Below are 18,017 nucleotides of genomic sequence, written 5' to 3'. Positions count from 1 at the left end.
TCGAATTCTTCTAGCTGATTACTTGATAACTCCACAATGGTAAACCCCACGACCCCACCCGATAAATCGGATGGTTTAGGCTGATTCCTTTTCGCTCGCCGCTACTCAGGAAGTCGAGTTTTCTTTCTGTTCCTACGGATACTTAGATGTTTCAGTTCTCCGCGTTAGCCTCATATACCTATGTATTCAGTATATGATAATTCGGAAATCCCGGGATCAATGCTCGTTTGACAGCTACCCCAGGCTTATCGCAGCCTTCCACGTCCTTCATCGCCTTCTGGCGCCAAGACATCCCCCACATGCCCTTAGTAGCTTGACCACAGTGATTTTTAACTTGGCAACCTCGAACCGAAAACCAGTACCCTTGCTAGAGGTGATCTAACAAGAACACAGAACAGAAGGCTCAAAACAATGCCAATCCAAATCAATGTGACAAACAACCTGTTTTAACGATAACTCTTTTTTGCTGAGACCAACCGCTTGACCGAAGCCAACCGACCAGACATCAGCGTAATACTTTTCGCTTAAACCTAGACATTACATACACAAGCAATTCACCGACTTTCTTATCAGGTTGCCCTGACGATCGAGCCGGCAAATAACGCTCTTATCACTCTTGAAACTAATCTTGAACTTTCAACCCTTCCCCGAAGAGACGAATCAATCATTCGCAACGCGTTTCAATCTGATAAAATTGTATCTTTAAATATAAAGATGCCACTCAGATTACTACCTAATTGTCAAAGATCAAAACCGAGGCCCCAATAGTGTTGCCACTACCAAAACCACCGGATTCAGCATGAGCTGAAGCCAACCTGCTGCGACCAAAGTCGGCAAAGCGAACCCCAAAGGACTCGTTTTCCTGAAACGGGAAGAAACCCGATTCTGCAGCAACCTCGCTTCAACTCACTTATAGCGACGGTTAATGTTCAGTTCAAGTCTTCGGCAAGCAGCCGACTCACACTTGAACGATTTCACCGTAAACTCTTTCCCGCGTTAGACTTGAGCCGCCTGAAGCAGGCGTTTCAAAAATCAGCGGGAGAGGAATAGTACCCACACCAGACTCGATCGTCAACGGTGTGGAAGGTTTCCTGTCGACTTTCTGAAGAAAACAAACCCGAAGGTTTTATCCCTCCTACAGGAACTGAGTCGTATTGGAGACGACCGGGATCGAACCGGCAACCTCCGCCTTGCAAGGGCGGCGCTCTCCCAGTTGAGCTACGTCCCCCTGTTTCTTAATGGCCTGTTGCAACAAAACGCTCGCAACAGATTGTGCCGTCAGAGGATAGCACGACTCAAGTGGAACAAGGAAACCCTTGCATAACCACTAGAAGATAAATTGGGTGTACGTGGATTCGAACCACGGACCTCAGCTTTATCAGAGCTGCGCTCTAACCAACTGAGCTATACACCCTGAGAAACCCAAAGTCATTATTGGGCGGGGCACATTCTGCCGACTGAGGCCGAATCTGTCCAGTCATCGAGCCAAATTTCTTTCATAGAAAATTGGTTTTTTCCAATGCCCGCCCTGACTTGTATTAAATCACCTATTTCAAATAGACACCTGTCATGCTTTACAGGTTCCCCAGATTATTCGGTTGGGCCGTTTTTTTACTATTTCGTTATCGCCCAATTCTAGACCAACACTTAATGATGCCAGCGGTGATGGCGATATCTGTGCCTTGGACCATGACGATGGAAGTCAAAAACGAGCCCTACGTGGGGTGAGGGCATTACGGGCGCAGGTTCCACAATCACGACAGGAGCGGGTGACACCACCCGAGGCCCTGCCTGGACGATCGTTGGTACACCTGCTGCGTTCTGTCCATTCGTCTGCATGTACTGGAGAACGCTATCCGAAACGCCACTCTGTTTCAGTGTGATCAACCCTTGTGGGGAAAGGTCAAATCGCCCCCCCCTGCTCTGTATGGAAGAGATAATGACTTGATCGCCAATTTGATTTTGCGACATCATGACAACGTCGCTATTAGAGAGAGCGTTCTGCTGATGCTCCAGATAGGCAGCTTGAGCGACCGCCGCATCGCGTTGATCTTCCGTGTCGCGTACTTTACCTACTAGACCGCCACCGACGGCACCCGCTGCAGCGCCTATCAGGGCCCCTGCTCCGGCATTGCCCGACTGATGACCAATGATCGCCCCCGTAGCAGCCCCTAGACCAGTACCTAGTGCCGCTCCCCGGCTGGTATGATAGTTCCCCGTCGACGCACAGCCTGAAAAGGCCGCCACGCACGGGAAGAGACTGTACACAATGAGTTTTTTGATGTTCATGTCAATCGCCTTCCATGGCTGCAGCGCAAGAATGATAGTTCTGATCGTTTTTTTATCGTCTTTCCCTAATCCCGAAAAGCGGAGTTTCCATCCTGATCGGCAAATTTTGCCGAAATGCAGGTATTCAACTGGCACCGAATCCTCCGCCATCAAACAGGTTGCGGTTCCGAAACTTTTTCGCCGGATAATTTTTGAAATTTCAGCTCCGGGGAGATGATATCGGTAAGTTTCCCCTTCCTTGATCGAGTTGGCTTTCCACAATGCCGACATTGAAGTTCTTCTGTCGTTGATAGTTTACCGCAGTTTCCGCAGGCGATCCGATGCGGCGGCGTTTCAATCAACCAAACTGCAACCAGGCCTAATGGACCAAGTAGCACCGTAGTCCACCAGATAAAACGAGTCAAAGCAGGAGAAAATTGCTGTCTCTTGCAATACCAGCGCCCAAGCAGGGTCGCTATGAACGCCCCCATGATGGGCGCGAAGACCATCATCAAAATATTCAACGGCTCATACTTGAACAGCGAGACCAAAACTCCTGTTTCCACGCCTGAAAGCAAATCAATCAGCGTGATTTGAGACACAAATAGACCTACCACTACGACCGGAAGCATAAACACCATGACGTATCCAGTCGGATCATTCGATGCCGACGGAGGATTCATCAACTCGTTTGAAAACTGCCGGACCTTCAAGCGTTCGCCATTTTCCTGGAGTTCGAAAACGGAAAACGCGTCAGGCTCAGCCCCCATGGAAGAAACATTCTCCTGTGTAGCAAAGATCAATCGATTCGTGCTCGAGAGATAGGCAACATTGAGGACTTCTTCCGACAAAAGCGACTTCGGCTTCATAAACTCCTGAACGACTTTATCTGGCATATGAATGTAGGAAATGTATGCTGGCTGATCGTCCTCAAATTTCTGACTTGCTGATTCGACCTTCTCTGTGCTGAACAGGCGAAACATTTTTTCATGCTCGATTAACATGAGTGGTTCATTATCGACGATCTGTAAGCTCAACTCTTTTATCGACCCGAATTGCTCGGACGAAGTGTAGATCTGATTGACCTCCCGATCCCGGGAATTGATTGTATAAATGGCCTCCGCAGTGACGAGCAGATAAACGTCATTGGTGATTCGCTGCGGTACGAACACTCCTTCAGCGGTTTTGTAATTCCGATAGTCCATCGATTGAGAAACCTGCACGAATTCTCCGAATGACTGCACTTCGGGCGTCTCTGTAGGAAAGAACCCATTACGGCCAACAACGGCAGTTTGAAAGTATTTCTTATCGTCTGGAAAACCGGGAACGACCGGTTTTTCATAAGCATAAATTAGGCCAGCAACCTTCGAAAACCAGACGATCAATTGCCCTTGGGAAGTGCTATGCGGCCACGATTGATTAACAGGAAAAGGTGCGAGCGTTTCTCTTGCGAGTGGAAGGCTCTCTATATTTACCGCTGAGTAACTTACCATCGGAGTATACGCCGTTTGCAAACTGCCATGAGCGAAAGCAGGAACCAGATTCTCATTTAACTTTTCCGCCAGCGACTGTTTTATATGCTGCGGCAAAGAATTTTGCGAAAACTTCTTTGTGGCAATGGGGTTTGACAGATCGTCGAAACAATACAGTTCATGAGGAATTTTTACATCGTATCCTGAAGCCTGATAGCGGTGTTTGTACAGTTCTCCCGATTCTCCAAACCAGATCTCTGATTGATGACGCTGCGCCACATGTTTACCAGCAAAGAAAGGCCCTACCATCTGCAAGCCAAGAATGAACAAGAGGAAGAGCGACACCACAATGCCGCCATGGAGAAAGAGCCTTGAAGAGAGGGCACTCTGGTGCAGTTCACCAAACTGGCGATAAGCGGAATAGAGCGCGGCCACCGCCAGTGGAGTAAATAGGGCGAGCACAACCACTAAACCCCATAATCCAACCCAACCACTGTCTTGGGTTCCCGTCATCATCGCAAACCAGAGCAACAGCACGAACCCGAAACTCAACGGCTTGACCAGGTACCGGCGTGGCTTCCAAATCAGGACTAACAGCCCCATGGCATAGGCTGGCAGAAATGCAAGCGAAGCCAACAATGTGGGAATGATCGTAAACCAATAGAAGGGATGGTTGAAATAATGATTGAACGATAGGTAGACCGCCTTACTTACGATCAGCACCAGCCAACACAACGCCTGAATCGTAGCCCCCACGATTAGTTTGGAATTCGCAATCTGCACGGGCGTCACAGATCGATGGACGAGAAAAGCCCATCGATCCTGAGCAGACTCGGAATACGTCTGAATTAAACCAAACGCAAATCCAGTCAGCGAAGCCAGAATGAGGACAAAACTCAGGAAATCAACATCTTCGAAATAGAAACTCCCTTTGTCCGATTCAGTAAAATACCAGAACAACAAATACTGCAGTCCCAACAGAACCACGCCCCATTTCCAGTTCTCTCGTAACTCTTTCCAGATCAATCGATTCATACCAGACCTCCCATTGTGTGTAAGAGAGAACCACCGCGAGACTTGTCACTCAGGTAGTCAATCACGCCGTTTTCCAGATTGAGCGGCAGTTGTTCACAACTGCGTGTGGCTAAGGTTTGTAGCTTGGAGATGGTTTCCGGACTGGCGTTGGCCAGCGTCAGATGCAGTTCGTTGGGAAACCGCATTTCATGGACGAGTTCGGGAATCTCTTCGAGCGAAGGCGGGCCACCATCATCGAACTTGAGGACCCAACGACTAAGCCGATCGCGGAATTCGTCGGGAGTACAACAAACACGAAGATCACCTTCCAGCATGATGGCGATCCAGTCGGCCACTCGCTCGACGTCATCCAATTGATGAGAACTGAACAGGATCGTGCGGTCGCGGTTCTGGGTCACCATCAACATCGCCTCCACGAGGGCCCGCCGGGCGACGGGATCGAGGCCGATGGTGGGATCATCAAGGATGATCAGCTCGGGCTCTGGTGCCAATGCCAAGGCCAGACAAACCCCGGCCCGCTGTCCCCGCGAGAGTGCTCCCGCTTTCATTTTTTCATCGAGAGCGAAGTGATCGAGCACGGCCCGGAACAACTTTTGATTCCAGCGGAGCGCCGCATTTTTCTGAAATTGCTCCAGTTGGGCAATCGTCATCCACTTGTAGAGGAAATGTCCTTCCGCGACATAGGCTATCCTCCCCCGGATTGCCGGCGTCAGATTGCTGCAGTCCGTCCCCAGAATGGTGGCTGTACCCCGTGTCGGTTGCAGGAACCCCATCAACATCCGAATGGCAGTGGTCTTCCCGGCCCCATTCCTTCCCAGGAGGGCAAAGACACCTCCCCGCGGGACACTTAAAGACAGTTCATTGACAGCGCACTTCGAACCGAAATAGCGAGTCAATCGATCTGTCTGCAGGACATATTCAGTCATCGATTTATTCCTTGATGAGCACGGAATCGGCAATTTTATCGTGCAGGAACTGAGAGAGTTCGTCCTTCGTGTAGCCTAGCGAAAGGACATCGGAGACGAAGCGATCGAACGCCTCCTGCAAGCGGCGCTGGCGTTCGCTGTCGGAGTAGATATTGCGTACGGCGGAAGCGAAGAGTCCCCTGCCCGGTTGGGCAACGGCAATCCCTTCCTGCACGATGTGCGCGTATGCCTTGGCAACCGTGTTGTGATTGATCACCAGTTTATTCGCGAGTGCCCGCACACTTGGTAGCGGGTCCCCTTCTTTGAGGTCCCCACTGGCCACGGCCTGCCGCACCTGCTCCACGATCTGTTTATAGATCGGCACATTGCTTCCGGTTGTGATTTGAATTTGCATAAGCGACCCTTTACTGTACCACGCGTAATAGTACAGTAAACAATCGTCTGGAGTACGTCAAGCCGTCTTGTCACAAATGAAGATTTTTCACCAAGATCGGAGCAAGCTGAGCATCTCCGAATTGCAGGCGTAAAGCTGGTAACTCGTCTCGCCTATCTGCCGTCACGGGTTTATTCTCAAGATAAGTTTCTCGTCAAATTCAATTAGAGAGGAAACTTACCCAATTAGCCTCACGGTTCACGACACAGATTGAACTTTTTTTTGACAGCAAAATGTAATTTTACCCCAAGATCGCTATTGTTTTTTTGTCGCAAAAAACAGAGGCTATATTTTAGCAACTTTATGACACTGTCCCCACCCTCATTGAGTGCCTCAACTCGCGATAGGAATTATTGACTACGCGTTACCCCACCATTGCACTTTTCTCGTGAGCCTCCCCCCCTTTTGCCTGCACGATTCACTGAAAGTTTTAAACAACGCTACGGATAGATACGAACCTGGTTTTAATTCTTCCGCATACATACCGGAAATAAAGGCGTCCAGTGCACATGGAGCCGAGAGTTAGCGAACTCTCCTCCAATTTGATTCACCCAGACAGAATACCGGACAACCACACGAAAAAAATTACACCTAAACGTTCTAAAAATAAACAAGAGTTGCGCGACACATAACGTATACACCTCCTCTAGGCGGAAACAGCCGACTCGGTCTAATCACGGATTTTCATCCGGTTTTCGGGCCTGGCAGAAACGGTCCTGGAGGAGGTGTGTTTACGTTGTGGATTGAGTTGAGCAGATTTGTCCTGCGAATTGAATCTCCTGCTGGGATTTAATCCCCTCTAGACAATTGAACTTTGGATCGCGGGTCCATGCTCTAGCAATTTACAAGGTTGCCACCAATCACTCAATGACATTACTTATATATTCAACTAACTGGAAGAAAAATTTGACCGAACGGTCAAGATAGAAACAGATATAGGTAATTTACTCAATTCATAGAACATGAGGTACTTTAAGGAATGAACTTTGAGTTCATTCGAAAAGAGCAACTGACCTGAAAATCAGTTAACGTTGAGATGAAGTGACGATGATATGCATTGGAGATATGTTTGAATATTCAATCATAATTGACTTATATAAAATGTCCACGTAAAAAAGTATCTCAATCCTCAATAGAAAAAATTGCCTTGCTCTTATTATTCTCGATTAGGATTCCAAATCTGTGCGGAAGTGTATCGCTTTTCGCTGCGTAAGATGAAAAAAACCATATTGGGATAGCGTTGAACCCAGCCCGCTCTCTCCCCAGCCTGTCCAGGGTAACGCCGGATCGAGATAATCGCAGCGGTTCTGAAAGATGGTCCCCACCTGCAGATCGGCAGCCATTTTCTCCACTCGTTCCACATCAGCACTCCAGACCGATGCCGTTAAACCAAACCGGGAATCGTTCATTTTGGTGAGTGCTTCCTCATCGCTGGCCACTTTGGTTACCGGTAAAAGGGGGCCAAAACTTTCTTCCTGCATCACCACGGAATCCTGCGGGCAGTCACTTAACAACGTTGGTGAGAAAAAGTTCCCCGTGCTCCCGGAAACCCGAGTTCCTCCGCACAGCAATTTAGCCCCACGATCGACCGCATCTTGAACCTGTTTCTCCAACTCCTCCAAGGCGGCACGACTGGCTAATGGCCCCATCGTCGTTCCTTCCGCAGTCGGATCGCCTAACTGAAATCCCTGCATTAGCTCGAGTGCCTTGTCGACAAAGGCGTCATATACCGTCTCATGTACGTAAACTCGTTCCACCGCACAGCAGGACTGCCCGGCGTTGTAGGTCGCTCCGTCGACGATATTCGCTACCGCGAAATCGAGGTCGGCATCGGCAGCCACATAGGCGGCATCGTTTCCACCCAATTCCAAACCAGCATCAATCAAACGTTCAGCCACATGGCGATAGATGACCCGCCCCCCTTCGACCGAGCCAGTAAAGGAGACGTGGTTGATACGGTCATCGGCAATTAACTCTTCCGTTTGCTGATGGTTCAGGATGACGTTTGTTACCAGATTGGGAACTTCCAGCGCCCCAAATGCATCCTCAAAAGCGACTCCGCAGAGCGGGGTTTTCGCACTGTGTTTGATCAACACTGTATTTCCCGCCAACAGCGCGGGCACGATCACATTGATTGGAATGACCAATGGATAATTCCAGGCCGCGATGTCCAGTACCACGCCCAGGGGTTCATGTACAATCCGCCGTTGGAAGTTGGGTTTATCGGGAAGTACATCATCCGCTAACGCCGCTGGAGCCAATTCAATACACGTGGCAGCCCGGTCGAACATCGTTAAGAACTCTCCACGGGCCTGACCGAGTGGTTTCCCCATTTGACGGGTAACATTCTGAACAATCTCTTCTTCCGCCTGACGGATTTTTTCAAGCCCCTGTTCAACGATTCGGATCCGCTCAGTCAGCGTTTTCTTACGCCATTTCTGAAAGGCCAATTGCGCCTGATTCAATTTTTCGTTCAGAGATACTTCTGTTTCAAAAGGAAACTCCGCAACGGTCTCCTGATCGAAGGGATTTGTGGCAATAAGATTCACGTTCTTTTTTCCAACTTACGGGATGACAGATAATAGCCGGACTGCTGTTTCAACAGGACAGCGATGTATGCTCAATACAATACTTTCCCATTGCGAACGCAACAATCGAATGTCTTCGGTTTCCTGATTTAAGGAACAGAATCTGAGAAATATCACATTCTATATTTCCTGCTGGCTGCTCACTGTTTCTCTCACCTGTTTTAACCTGTTTTAGACTCTGTCGCGCAGCATCGCTGCACTGAGGCCTCCTCCAGCAAGACAGACTCCCGCCATCAGTTTATGACGCGTCCAATTCTGTCGTTTGTCTCTCTGGTTCAAAAACAAATTGTGATGTGCGTGCGTAAAACGCTCATGGTACCTGTTTGCCTGGAACTCTTTGAAGGTCCCTCCCAGAATTCCTGCAGCGAGACCCACGGCCACAATCCCCACACCCAGCCAGGACCGACAGAGATAGCAGAGGAATAACAAACCAGCGAGAATCAGAAGTAGGACAGGAATTCCAATCCATTCGGTTAATTCCGGAAAAGGAGGTCTGTAACTGACCCTTGATGGATAGGTAGCCCAAAATAAAAGCAGAGAAGTGATGAGAGTCCCCCAGGCAACTCCTCTTTTGATTTCATAATTACCCATTAAGCTTCCTCCTCGATTTGTTTGCCGTTCTCGTTTTAGATCACTGAGGATAACGGAAAGGAATTACGAAAGGATCACGTCTTTTGCGGTAATTCCCCCGCTCCTTTTTTCAGTCGGTGGCGATATCGTTTGTATAGCCAGGGAATAAAGAGCAGCACCACCCCCAAGCCCATAAAGGCGAGCGTTCGAATTGTTTTGTCCAGATACCAGACGTCATGCAAATAGACCTTCACCGTCGTCAGCAGAAAGATGGTTAAGGCAACCGTCCGCAGATTCACAGACTTCCGCGCAATCCCCAGCAGCAGTAATACTAGACCGTATCCAGTCCAGACGGCAGTGATGGAAAGCGAGGTGGCCGTCCCCCAATCGCGTTGTACTCCAATCGCATAAGCTTCCAATGTCAGTAGAGCCAGGCTCGCACTAAAGGCATACAACCCAAAAGTTTTTCGCCAGCCTTCGGCATCCAGTCGGAACAGGGATATCTCATCCTCCGGACGACGAGGTTCATCCTTGAACAGGACGGTTAAGCGTTCTGCCCTGCAACAAAACCAGATGGCGACCGCGACGAGGGCTCCATGGCCCAGAAATCTCAGGTTCAACACGGGACAGATCCAGAACTGATAATACCGATTCGCAGAGAGTGCCGTTGGGTAACTCGTTTTCCAATCCAACAGCGTATACATCCCACCGATAAACAGACTGCACACTCCCAACGCCATCAGCAAGTAAACCATCGCCAGCCCCCGATGCGGACGCCAGCGTGAGAAATATCCCCAGGCAAGAAAGGCGGTCACCCCCGTAAGCGCGGAGAACACAGGAGGATACGCCTGAGGTATCCACGCCATCATTTTTCCAACCATCAATCCTTCATTGCAACAGAGAACGAAAAACGTAATCAGCCAAGCTTGAGCGAATAGACCTGACATCCGCAGAAATTCTTCGGTCTGGTTTTCAGAAAACAGCATCCACTGATTCCCCGAACCAGCCACATCGAGACCGAATTTAATATTGTCCGATCGACGACGATATTCCCACGCGAGCAAGCCAAATGAGAATAAGGAAGCAAAGAAACAGAACGACCGCTCATTAAAAAGGTGTGCCAGCGAGAATGTATACTCACCGGGACCTCGTGAAAGCATTTCCATCGTCTCTGGTTGATGCTCCACGAATTTCCAGTAGGAGCCAACTGGATGACTGAAAGTCTCCACCGTATATCCAAACAGGAAGAGCTGCACGATCGCCAGTAAGGCTAAACCACATAGTCGAACGCGGCCATCTTTCATGCGGAACCCTGTTTGAATCAATAACAGACTCTGCACTGTCCATAACAGTGGAATCCAATACCCATCAAAATGCAGTGGAACTGCTAGAATAAAGAAGCTTAAGGCAATCCCCGCCTGTACCTGGATCAGTTGCTTATTTTCGGGAACACGATACCAGCAGAGAACTGTCATCAAGCAGTAAACCAACGCCATCGCCAGTGATAGAAGTCCCTGTGAGTCTCGCCATACTTCCTGAGTGATCCAGAGATATCCTCCCAGAAAGACAAAGGGTGTCGCCAGCATAAGCACCAAATCGAGCGGTTTCATATCTCGACGTTGAATGAGATGATTCCAAACAGACAACAACACAAATTGGACAAAGAAAACGGACATCCAGAGGAACGTCGGTTTGATCGCGGCAGGATCATAGTGATAATCTAACCACGCGACCCAAGCGAGAGTCGTGCCCCCCAGAGAGAGCAATTGCAGCCACGACCATTGACGTCGAGTCGTAATCAATAGAATCCCGCTATTCAGGACAAAGAGATAAGAGAAGAGCGGAGCCAGACTATGCTCACCCGGCCACAACATGAGTGGCGTCAAGTACCCACCAAACATTCCTATCAGTGCCGTCACTTGTGTATTCGACCAGAGTGCAAATGCCAGGGTCATCCCCGTTACGACCATCAAGCCCGTTAAGCCTATTGGTACGGGCACAAGTTGATACCATTCCACGGCGGCGAATATCGAGAAGTACAAAATGCCCATCGCCGTACCGACGAGCCCCTGGCTCACAAAGCCGTAGTCACGAATTTTCGCCCAGACACCACCCGCAAAAGCCAGAAGTCCCGTAGCGAGACCGATCAAAACACGTTCGCGAGGACCAATCCATCCCATATCGATCGTATATTTAATAAAGAAACCCGCCCCAATAATGAACGTCACCGCCCCTAACCAGGAGAGCCACTTTCCGGCGAGAATTTGTTCCCAACTATTTTCTTTGTCGAATTCTGAGTCTCTTGCCACAGGAGCAGAATGAAGAAACTCTTGGCCTGGATCCGAAACTCTCGACGAGACGGGCCTTGGCTCTGAATTCTCTTTTTCGGGTTTGGTACTTACTTCCCCTTCAGGGATGATCTCCAGTTCGTCTATACCGACTCCAAAGAACTCCTCTTCGATATTCGTTTCGTCCTGTTGAAATTCGTGAACCATCCCGATCTCAGCAGGCAGGCTCGCCTCGGGTTCAGCATGATTCGGCTCATCAGAATTCCTCAGTTGTAATCGCAGTTGATTCAATTGTGCTTCCAGCGACTTCATCCGCTGTCGTAGTTTGCCGACGTCTTCTTTATTAAATTTAATGCCTTCTTTGAGGCCCCCCAGATAATTGATCATCACCAGCAGCATGACGACGAAAATTAAGACCGATATGGTCACACAGATCTCCATTACGGAGCTCCTTGTTTGGGAATATTCGTTCAGTTAAGCAATACTCAGGTCCACGACGTTTGACGTGGAATTCATTCGATACTCAACAGGCGAAGAATCTCTAAAAACGTCACACTGTTTTCTTCTAAAAAGTGGTAACGGATCCTCGACGCTCTAACTAAATCTCTGCAGATGGGGGGAACGCGTCCCCTTCAGCATACTGGATTTCACTCAGTCGAGCTGTTACTTTTGAAGCTGCAACTGTCGATTTCTTTACTTCTTATGAGAGAGGCTTTTACATGCGCTGGCTTAATTCAATCCTGACCTGTCTGATTCTGACAATCACTGCTGCCCCCCTGCTGGCAGAAGAACCTTACAAGCATGGTCCTGACTCGGAACGACAAGCGGGCGTCCCCCAGGGAGAGATCCTTGAGGGCAGTTACACCAGCGACGATGTCTACGCGGGCACCGTACGGGATTATTACGTTTACATCCCCGCACAGTATCAACCGGGAGAAACGGCTTGTCTGATGGTCTTTCAGGACGGAGCATCGTACGTCGATGTAGAACGTGACCAGCGGGTGCCGATCGTGTTTGACAATTTAATCCATCAAAAGAAGATGCCTGTCACCATTGGGGTGTTTATCAACCCGGGAGTTTTCTCCCAAGAAACGGAAGGTGGAAAACCTAAACGAAATCGCAGCTTCGAATACGACACCCTCAGCGATCAATATGCCCGGTTCTTAATCGATGAGTTTCTGCCCATGATCGCAAAGAAGTACGAAGTCAAATTCACAGACGATCCGGAAGGGCGTGCGATCTGTGGAATCAGTTCTGGTGGAATTTGTGCCTGGACTGTTGCCTGGGAACGCCCCGACTCTTTCCGCAAAGTCCTTTCCCACGTCGGTAGCTTTACCAACATTCGCGGGGGGCATGTTTACCCGGCTCTCATTCGCAAAACTGAACCGAAACCGATTCGCGTCTTCCTGCAGGATGGTTCGAACGATCTCGACAATGCCCACGGGAACTGGCCTCTCTCCAATCAACAGATGGCCGCGGCATTGAAATTCTCCGAGTACGACTACAAGTTTGTCTACGGCGAAGGAGGCCACAACCACATCCATGGAGGCGCTATTCTGCCGGAATCACTTGTCTGGTTATGGCGTGATTATCAACCCAAGAAATAAGCATATTGAGTTATTAAGTTGCCCCCACACGAGTTGCTCTAAGCCAGCAACTCGTCTTTTACATCGCCAAACACATCAGTCAATCGAAAACGTCGTCCCTGATGTTTATAGGTCAGACGTTCATGATCAATGCCAAGTAGATGCAAGAGTGTGGCGTGCAGATCGTGAACGTGAACCGGGTTCTCAGCTACGTTGTAACCGAATGGATCCGTCTCGCCATATTGCATGCCCGGTTTGAAGCCACCGCCCGCCCCCCACATGGAAAAGCACCGTGGGTGGTGGTCGCGGCCATAATCACTGGCCGTCAGTTTTCCCTGGCTGTAATTGGTACGACCAAACTCACCTCCCCACAACACGATGGTGTCATCAAGCATGCCACGTTGTTTTAAATCTTGCAGAAGTGCGGCACAGGGCTGATCGGTTTCTTTTGTTTGATTCCGTAAAGAATTGGGCAAATTGCTGTGCTGGTCCCATCCCTGATGATACAGCTGAATAAATTGCACATTCTGCTCCGCCAGACGCCTAGCCAACAGGCAGTTCGCCGCAAAGGTACCCGGTGTTCGTGAATCCTCACCATACATCTCGAAGATGTGATCGGGTTCGCTTGAGAGATCTGTGACTTCGGGAACCGAGGTCTGCATTCTGTATGCCATCTCATACTGAGCGATTCGAGATTCAATCAGAGGATCGAGGTTCTTTTCCTGTTCAATCTGATGTAACTCCTGAAGTCGATCCAGCATTTTCCGTCGCGCGGTCGGGCTGATTCCTGCGGGATTTTTTAGATAAAGAACTGGTTCCGCCCCCGCACGAAACTGAACTCCTTCATGAACGGACGGTAAAAAACCAGTCCCCCACAGTCGCGCATAGAGTGGCTGCCCTCCCTTGTCTTTCGTCACCAGCACACAGAACGTCGGTAGATTTTCGTTCGCGGATCCAAGTCCGTAACTGAGCCAGGCGCCCATGGAAGGACGACCGGCAATTTGAGAGCCTGTCTGGAAGAAAGTAATCGCCGGGTCGTGGTTGATCGCTTCGGTATGCATCGATTTAATCAGGCAAAGCTCATCCGCCATTTTCGCCGTGTGCGGTAAAAGTTCGCTCATCCACATTCCGGCTTGTCCATGCTGTTGGAAATCGAAGGCCGATCCCGCCAGTGGTAGCTGTGCCTGGTTAGCCGACATTCCTGTTAACCGTTGCCCCTGTCGGACCGACTCGGGCAAGTCTTCCCCATTTCGCTCATTGAGCACAGGTTTGTAGTCGTACAGATCAAGTTGGGAAGGTCCCCCCGACATGAACAGATAAATGATCCGCTTCGCCTTGGGAGCATGATGATAATCAGACATCACGCCGCCATGTGGTTCCGTAGCCTGAGCCGTCGTGGACTGCAGTAATGACCCCAGTGCAGCCGCACCAAGTCCGGTGGAAGCCCGGCCGAGGAAATGTCGACGGGTCTGTTTCAGAAAATCGGATTCCGGTAAGAAAGTCATGTGAACCTCCGGGGTTCAACTTTGAATGCATGTAAAATTATATATGAATTAGCTCGCTGTTTGGTAAAGCAAGACTACCAACTATCGACGCATGACGACTTCGTCATAATTCAGTAATAACTGAGCAACAACCATCATTGCCGCCTGCTCGGACTGGGGAACATCGGCATCGATGGGTTCGTCCCCCTGCTCCAGAAGTTGACTGATACGCTCTGGCTGAGAAGTAAACTCGATCAGCTGTTCCTCATAAACCTGTTGAAGTAATGCAATTTCTCGCTCTTCCGGAAATCGCCCCGTGAGACTGCGAAAGAGATAAGTGAGTTGATCGGCTCGATTGTCGGGTCTCTTCTTGATTGTTTTCACCGCTATCGCCCGGGCTGCCTCAACATATTGCACGTCGTTCAGCAGCACTAGTGCCTGCAGTGGGGTCGCCGTCGTTTGCCGTTTAACCGAGCAAACATCTCGTTTGGCGGCGTCGAGTGTAATCATCGCAGGTGGAGGAGAGGTTCGCTTCCAGAAGGTATACAAGCTACGACGATGGCTTCCTTCCCCTTCCTCTCGGGTATAAACATTGTTTGATTTCTCCTTCCATAACCCCGCCGGCTGATACGGTTTCACGGGAGGACCTCCCCGTTTATCGACGAGCAAACCGCTGACATAAAGTGCTTGGTCACGAATCATCTCTGCCGACAGTCGGAAACGGGGCCCTCGAGCTAATAGTTCGTTATCCGGATCACGGACATTCAATTCCTTCGATGTTTGTGATGATTGGCGGTAGGTCGCCGAAAGCGCAATTTCTTTGAGTAAGCCTTTGACATCCCAACCTGATTTGATAAATCGCAGCGAGAGATCATCCAGCAACTGCGGATGCGTGGGTAAGGCACCCTGACTCCCGAAGTCGTCAGGGGTTTGTACTAAGCCCTGCCCGAAAAACATCTGCCAGAACCGGTTAACCGTCACGCGGCTGGTCAACGGATGCTCGGGAGATGTAGTCCACTCGGCCAGTCCCAGACGGTTGGAAGGACTTGCCGCAGGTAGACTTTCAGGTGTACTGCGATCCACAGCCTCTCCCGGCGCATCATAGGCTCCGCGGTACAGCACATGAGTCGTGCGTGGTTCGGAGAGTTCCTTCATGACCATCACCTCAGCAACCTGATCGACCGATTCGCAATACTGCTTGCGAAGTGAAGTCAATTGAGTCTGCTGTTGACGAAAAGGTTCGCTATGATGGACCAGCCAATACGGATACAACTGCTGCCTCTCGGCCTCGGTTAATTCACCAGATGTTTTTTTCAATAACGCGGTGAGCGAGTGATCATCCGCCAACTGCCGGATTTCGATGGGAGTAACCGCCCGCTGGTAAAGGCTCAATTCATCGACTTCGCCGTTGATAAACCCCCGATCCCGGAACCGCTGACCGAGGGCAAATTTAGTCGCCCCTCCGCCGGTAATTTCTTTGGCCAGCTTATCTCGAACGACATCGACTGCAGCGAGATTGCCGTCCATATACAATTGCAGACCAGTGGCCCTGCTGGATCCGTCATAAGTCAAAGTAACGTGTATCCACTGATTGAGTGGTAGTTCCTCTTTAGCCTGAATCCCAATCGCGTTTCCCGGCCAGAAGTGAATCAAACCGGCAGAAAGTTTTCCCTCTTCGAGTAACAACTGATACCCGCGGCTTCCCGCGTCGGTCCAGGCAGCGGAGCGATGGAAGATGACAGCCCGTTCATGTCGTCGGTCCGCTTTCATCCACAACGAAATCGTGAAAGGTCGACTCCGTTGAAAGTCTCCGCCAACAGTAGTGGAGAAGTTGTTCTCTCCACTGAATTTCAATGCCTGTCCGGCGAAACCGGGGACCTGTTGGGGATCATCTTTTAATTCACCGAAAGTTGCGTCATCGGCGAGATTATCAATCCTCCCTTGCCCCTCAGCGACCTGAATTTTATCGAATGAAAATTGACCGATTAGCCCTTCTGCCAATTGCGAATCAGCATCCGATGAAGATGGAACGCTGTCCTGTTTCCCTAACCAGTTTGCAAAGGATGCGATTTCAGATTTTTTGATCGATTCCAACGCCTGCTCAGCCTGCTCGACTCCGGCATTGAGACGTTCTAACTCACTCGCGCGTTCTGCTTCGGGCAACATCAGCGTCGGTGTGGGGACAGCATCGGTAAAGTGGGAATAGAGACCGAATTCATCGATACTATTGAAGTAACTGGAGAGCTGATAAAACTCTTTCTGTGTAATGGGATCGTATTTGTGATCGTGACATTTTGAGCATTCGAGTGTTAACCCGAGAAAAGCGGTTCCATAAGTTTGAGTTCGGTCTGAGACGTACTCGACACGAAACTCTTCTTCAATACTTCCTCCTTCATTGGTCTGCCGATGGTGCCGATTGAAGGCAGTTGCCAGAATCTGATCACGCGATGGCTTCGGTAGCAAATCGCCCGCCAGTTGCCAGGTGATAAACTCATCGTAGGGCAAGTTTTCATTGAAGGCATCAATCACCCAGTCACGCCACGGCCACATGGCTCGGTAGACATCCGACTGGTAACCGTAGGTATCCGCATAACGGGCGACATCCAACCAATCCACCGCCATCCGTTCGCCATACTGAGGAGAGGCGAGTAAGCGATCGACGACTGTTGCGTACGCTTCCTCCGACTGATCATTTAGAAAGGTATCAATCTCTTCTGGCGTCGGCGGGAGGCCAGTCAGGTCGAAGCTGACCCTTCGGATCCATTGTTCACGGCTCACTGGAGATGAAGGTGATAGGCCTTCTTTTTCGAGACGGTTCAGGACGAAGTAGTCGATCCGACTTTGGGGCCAGTTGGTCTGCTTCACTTCAGGTATTTCGACTGTTTCCAGTGGAATGAAGGACCAGTGACTTTTCCATTCAGCCCCCTGCTCGATCCATTTTTTCAGGAGATCGATTTCCCGTTCGCTGAGTGTCAGATTGGAATCAGCCGGTGGCATCACCTCGAACTCATCGTGGGAATCAACGCGGCGAAATAGTTCGCTTAGCTCTGGTTTTCCGGGCACGACATAGTGAATCCCTGCTTCTTCATCAACGACCTGATTCAATTGATCAGGAATATCCAACCTGAGATCGGCCTGCCGCTTCTCTTGGTCCGGGCCATGACAGGCAAAACAGCGGTCCGAGAGAATGGGGCGAATGTGGAAATTGAAATCGACCTGCTCTGTGGTCTCAGCAGCGTGCAATGAAACCGCACTCTCCGCGTAGACTGCAATGGCATAAACAGAGACAAGCAGAAGTAAGTTCAAATAGCGGCTGAAGAATAGGAACACAGGCAACCTCGTAACACGACGGTTCAACGGAAGTGGT

At 49.9% G+C, this 18,017-nt stretch carries 10 protein-coding genes, 2 tRNA genes and 1 rRNA gene (1 of these 13 cut by a window edge); 1 reads left to right on the top strand and 12 read right to left on the bottom strand.

All coding sequences use genetic code 11. The features are described from left to right. The 10 genes from Pla110_RS07260 to Pla110_RS07215 all read right to left on the bottom strand — a co-directional run. Positions 1-319 (bottom strand): 23S ribosomal RNA (locus tag Pla110_RS07260) (it extends 2,583 nt beyond the left edge of the window). Positions 320-1,155: 836 nt separating this feature from the next. Then, positions 1,156-1,228, bottom strand: a tRNA-Ala gene (locus tag Pla110_RS07255). 112 nt (positions 1,229-1,340) lie between these two features. After that, positions 1,341-1,414 (bottom strand) — tRNA-Ile (locus Pla110_RS07250). A gap of 233 nt (positions 1,415-1,647) precedes the next feature. After that, positions 1,648-2,289: a YMGG-like glycine zipper-containing protein gene (locus tag Pla110_RS07245; RefSeq protein WP_144994678.1), complete on the bottom strand. Its 642-nt coding sequence runs from the start codon at positions 2,287-2,289 to the stop codon at positions 1,648-1,650. 149 nt (positions 2,290-2,438) lie between these two features. Next, positions 2,439-4,775, bottom strand: coding sequence for a hypothetical protein (locus Pla110_RS07240; RefSeq protein WP_144994676.1), 2,337 nt, complete (start codon positions 4,773-4,775; stop codon positions 2,439-2,441). After that, a complete protein-coding gene (locus tag Pla110_RS07235) occupies positions 4,772-5,701 on the bottom strand; it encodes an ABC transporter ATP-binding protein (protein WP_144994674.1) in 930 nt (309 codons plus the stop codon). The genes Pla110_RS07240 and Pla110_RS07235 overlap by 4 nt, the downstream gene beginning before the upstream one ends. A 4-nt stretch (positions 5,702-5,705) precedes the next feature. Further along, positions 5,706-6,095 carry a GntR family transcriptional regulator gene (locus Pla110_RS07230; RefSeq protein WP_144994672.1) on the bottom strand — a complete coding sequence of 130 codons (390 nt, stop codon included), beginning with the start codon at positions 6,093-6,095 and terminating at the stop codon, positions 5,706-5,708. A gap of 1,205 nt (positions 6,096-7,300) precedes the next feature. Further along, entirely contained in the window at positions 7,301-8,683 is a 1,383-nt protein-coding gene (locus Pla110_RS07225) for an aldehyde dehydrogenase family protein (protein WP_144994670.1), read from the bottom strand. Between the two features lie 210 nt (positions 8,684-8,893). Continuing rightward, on the bottom strand, positions 8,894-9,313 hold the full coding sequence (locus tag Pla110_RS07220; RefSeq protein ID WP_144994668.1) for a hypothetical protein: 420 nt from the start codon (positions 9,311-9,313) through the stop codon (positions 8,894-8,896). 74 nt (positions 9,314-9,387) lie between these two features. Further along, a complete protein-coding gene (locus Pla110_RS07215; RefSeq protein ID WP_197440562.1) occupies positions 9,388-12,009 on the bottom strand; it encodes a DUF2339 domain-containing protein in 2,622 nt (873 codons plus the stop codon). Between the two features lie 290 nt (positions 12,010-12,299). On the opposite strand from Pla110_RS07215, the gene Pla110_RS07210 reads away from it, so the two are divergent. Beyond that, entirely contained in the window at positions 12,300-13,187 is an 888-nt protein-coding gene (locus Pla110_RS07210; RefSeq protein WP_144994664.1) for an alpha/beta hydrolase, read from the top strand. A gap of 38 nt (positions 13,188-13,225) precedes the next feature. Here Pla110_RS07210 and Pla110_RS07205 read toward each other — a convergent pair whose 3' ends face one another. Further along, positions 13,226-14,671 (bottom strand): DUF1501 domain-containing protein, encoded by a 1,446-nt coding sequence (locus Pla110_RS07205; RefSeq protein WP_144994662.1) that lies wholly within the window; start codon positions 14,669-14,671, stop codon positions 13,226-13,228. 81 nt (positions 14,672-14,752) lie between these two features. Beyond that, positions 14,753-17,980, bottom strand: a complete 3,228-nt coding sequence (locus Pla110_RS07200) for a DUF1553 domain-containing protein (protein WP_231742942.1) — start codon at positions 17,978-17,980, stop codon at positions 14,753-14,755. Positions 17,981-18,017 lie beyond the last annotated feature (37 nt).

Source organism: Polystyrenella longa (assembly GCF_007750395.1).
GTDB classification, from domain to species: Bacteria; Planctomycetota; Planctomycetia; order Planctomycetales; family Planctomycetaceae; genus Polystyrenella; species Polystyrenella longa.
Note: the sequence above shows the minus strand (reverse complement) of the source record. Positions and strands in the feature narration are given on the sequence as shown.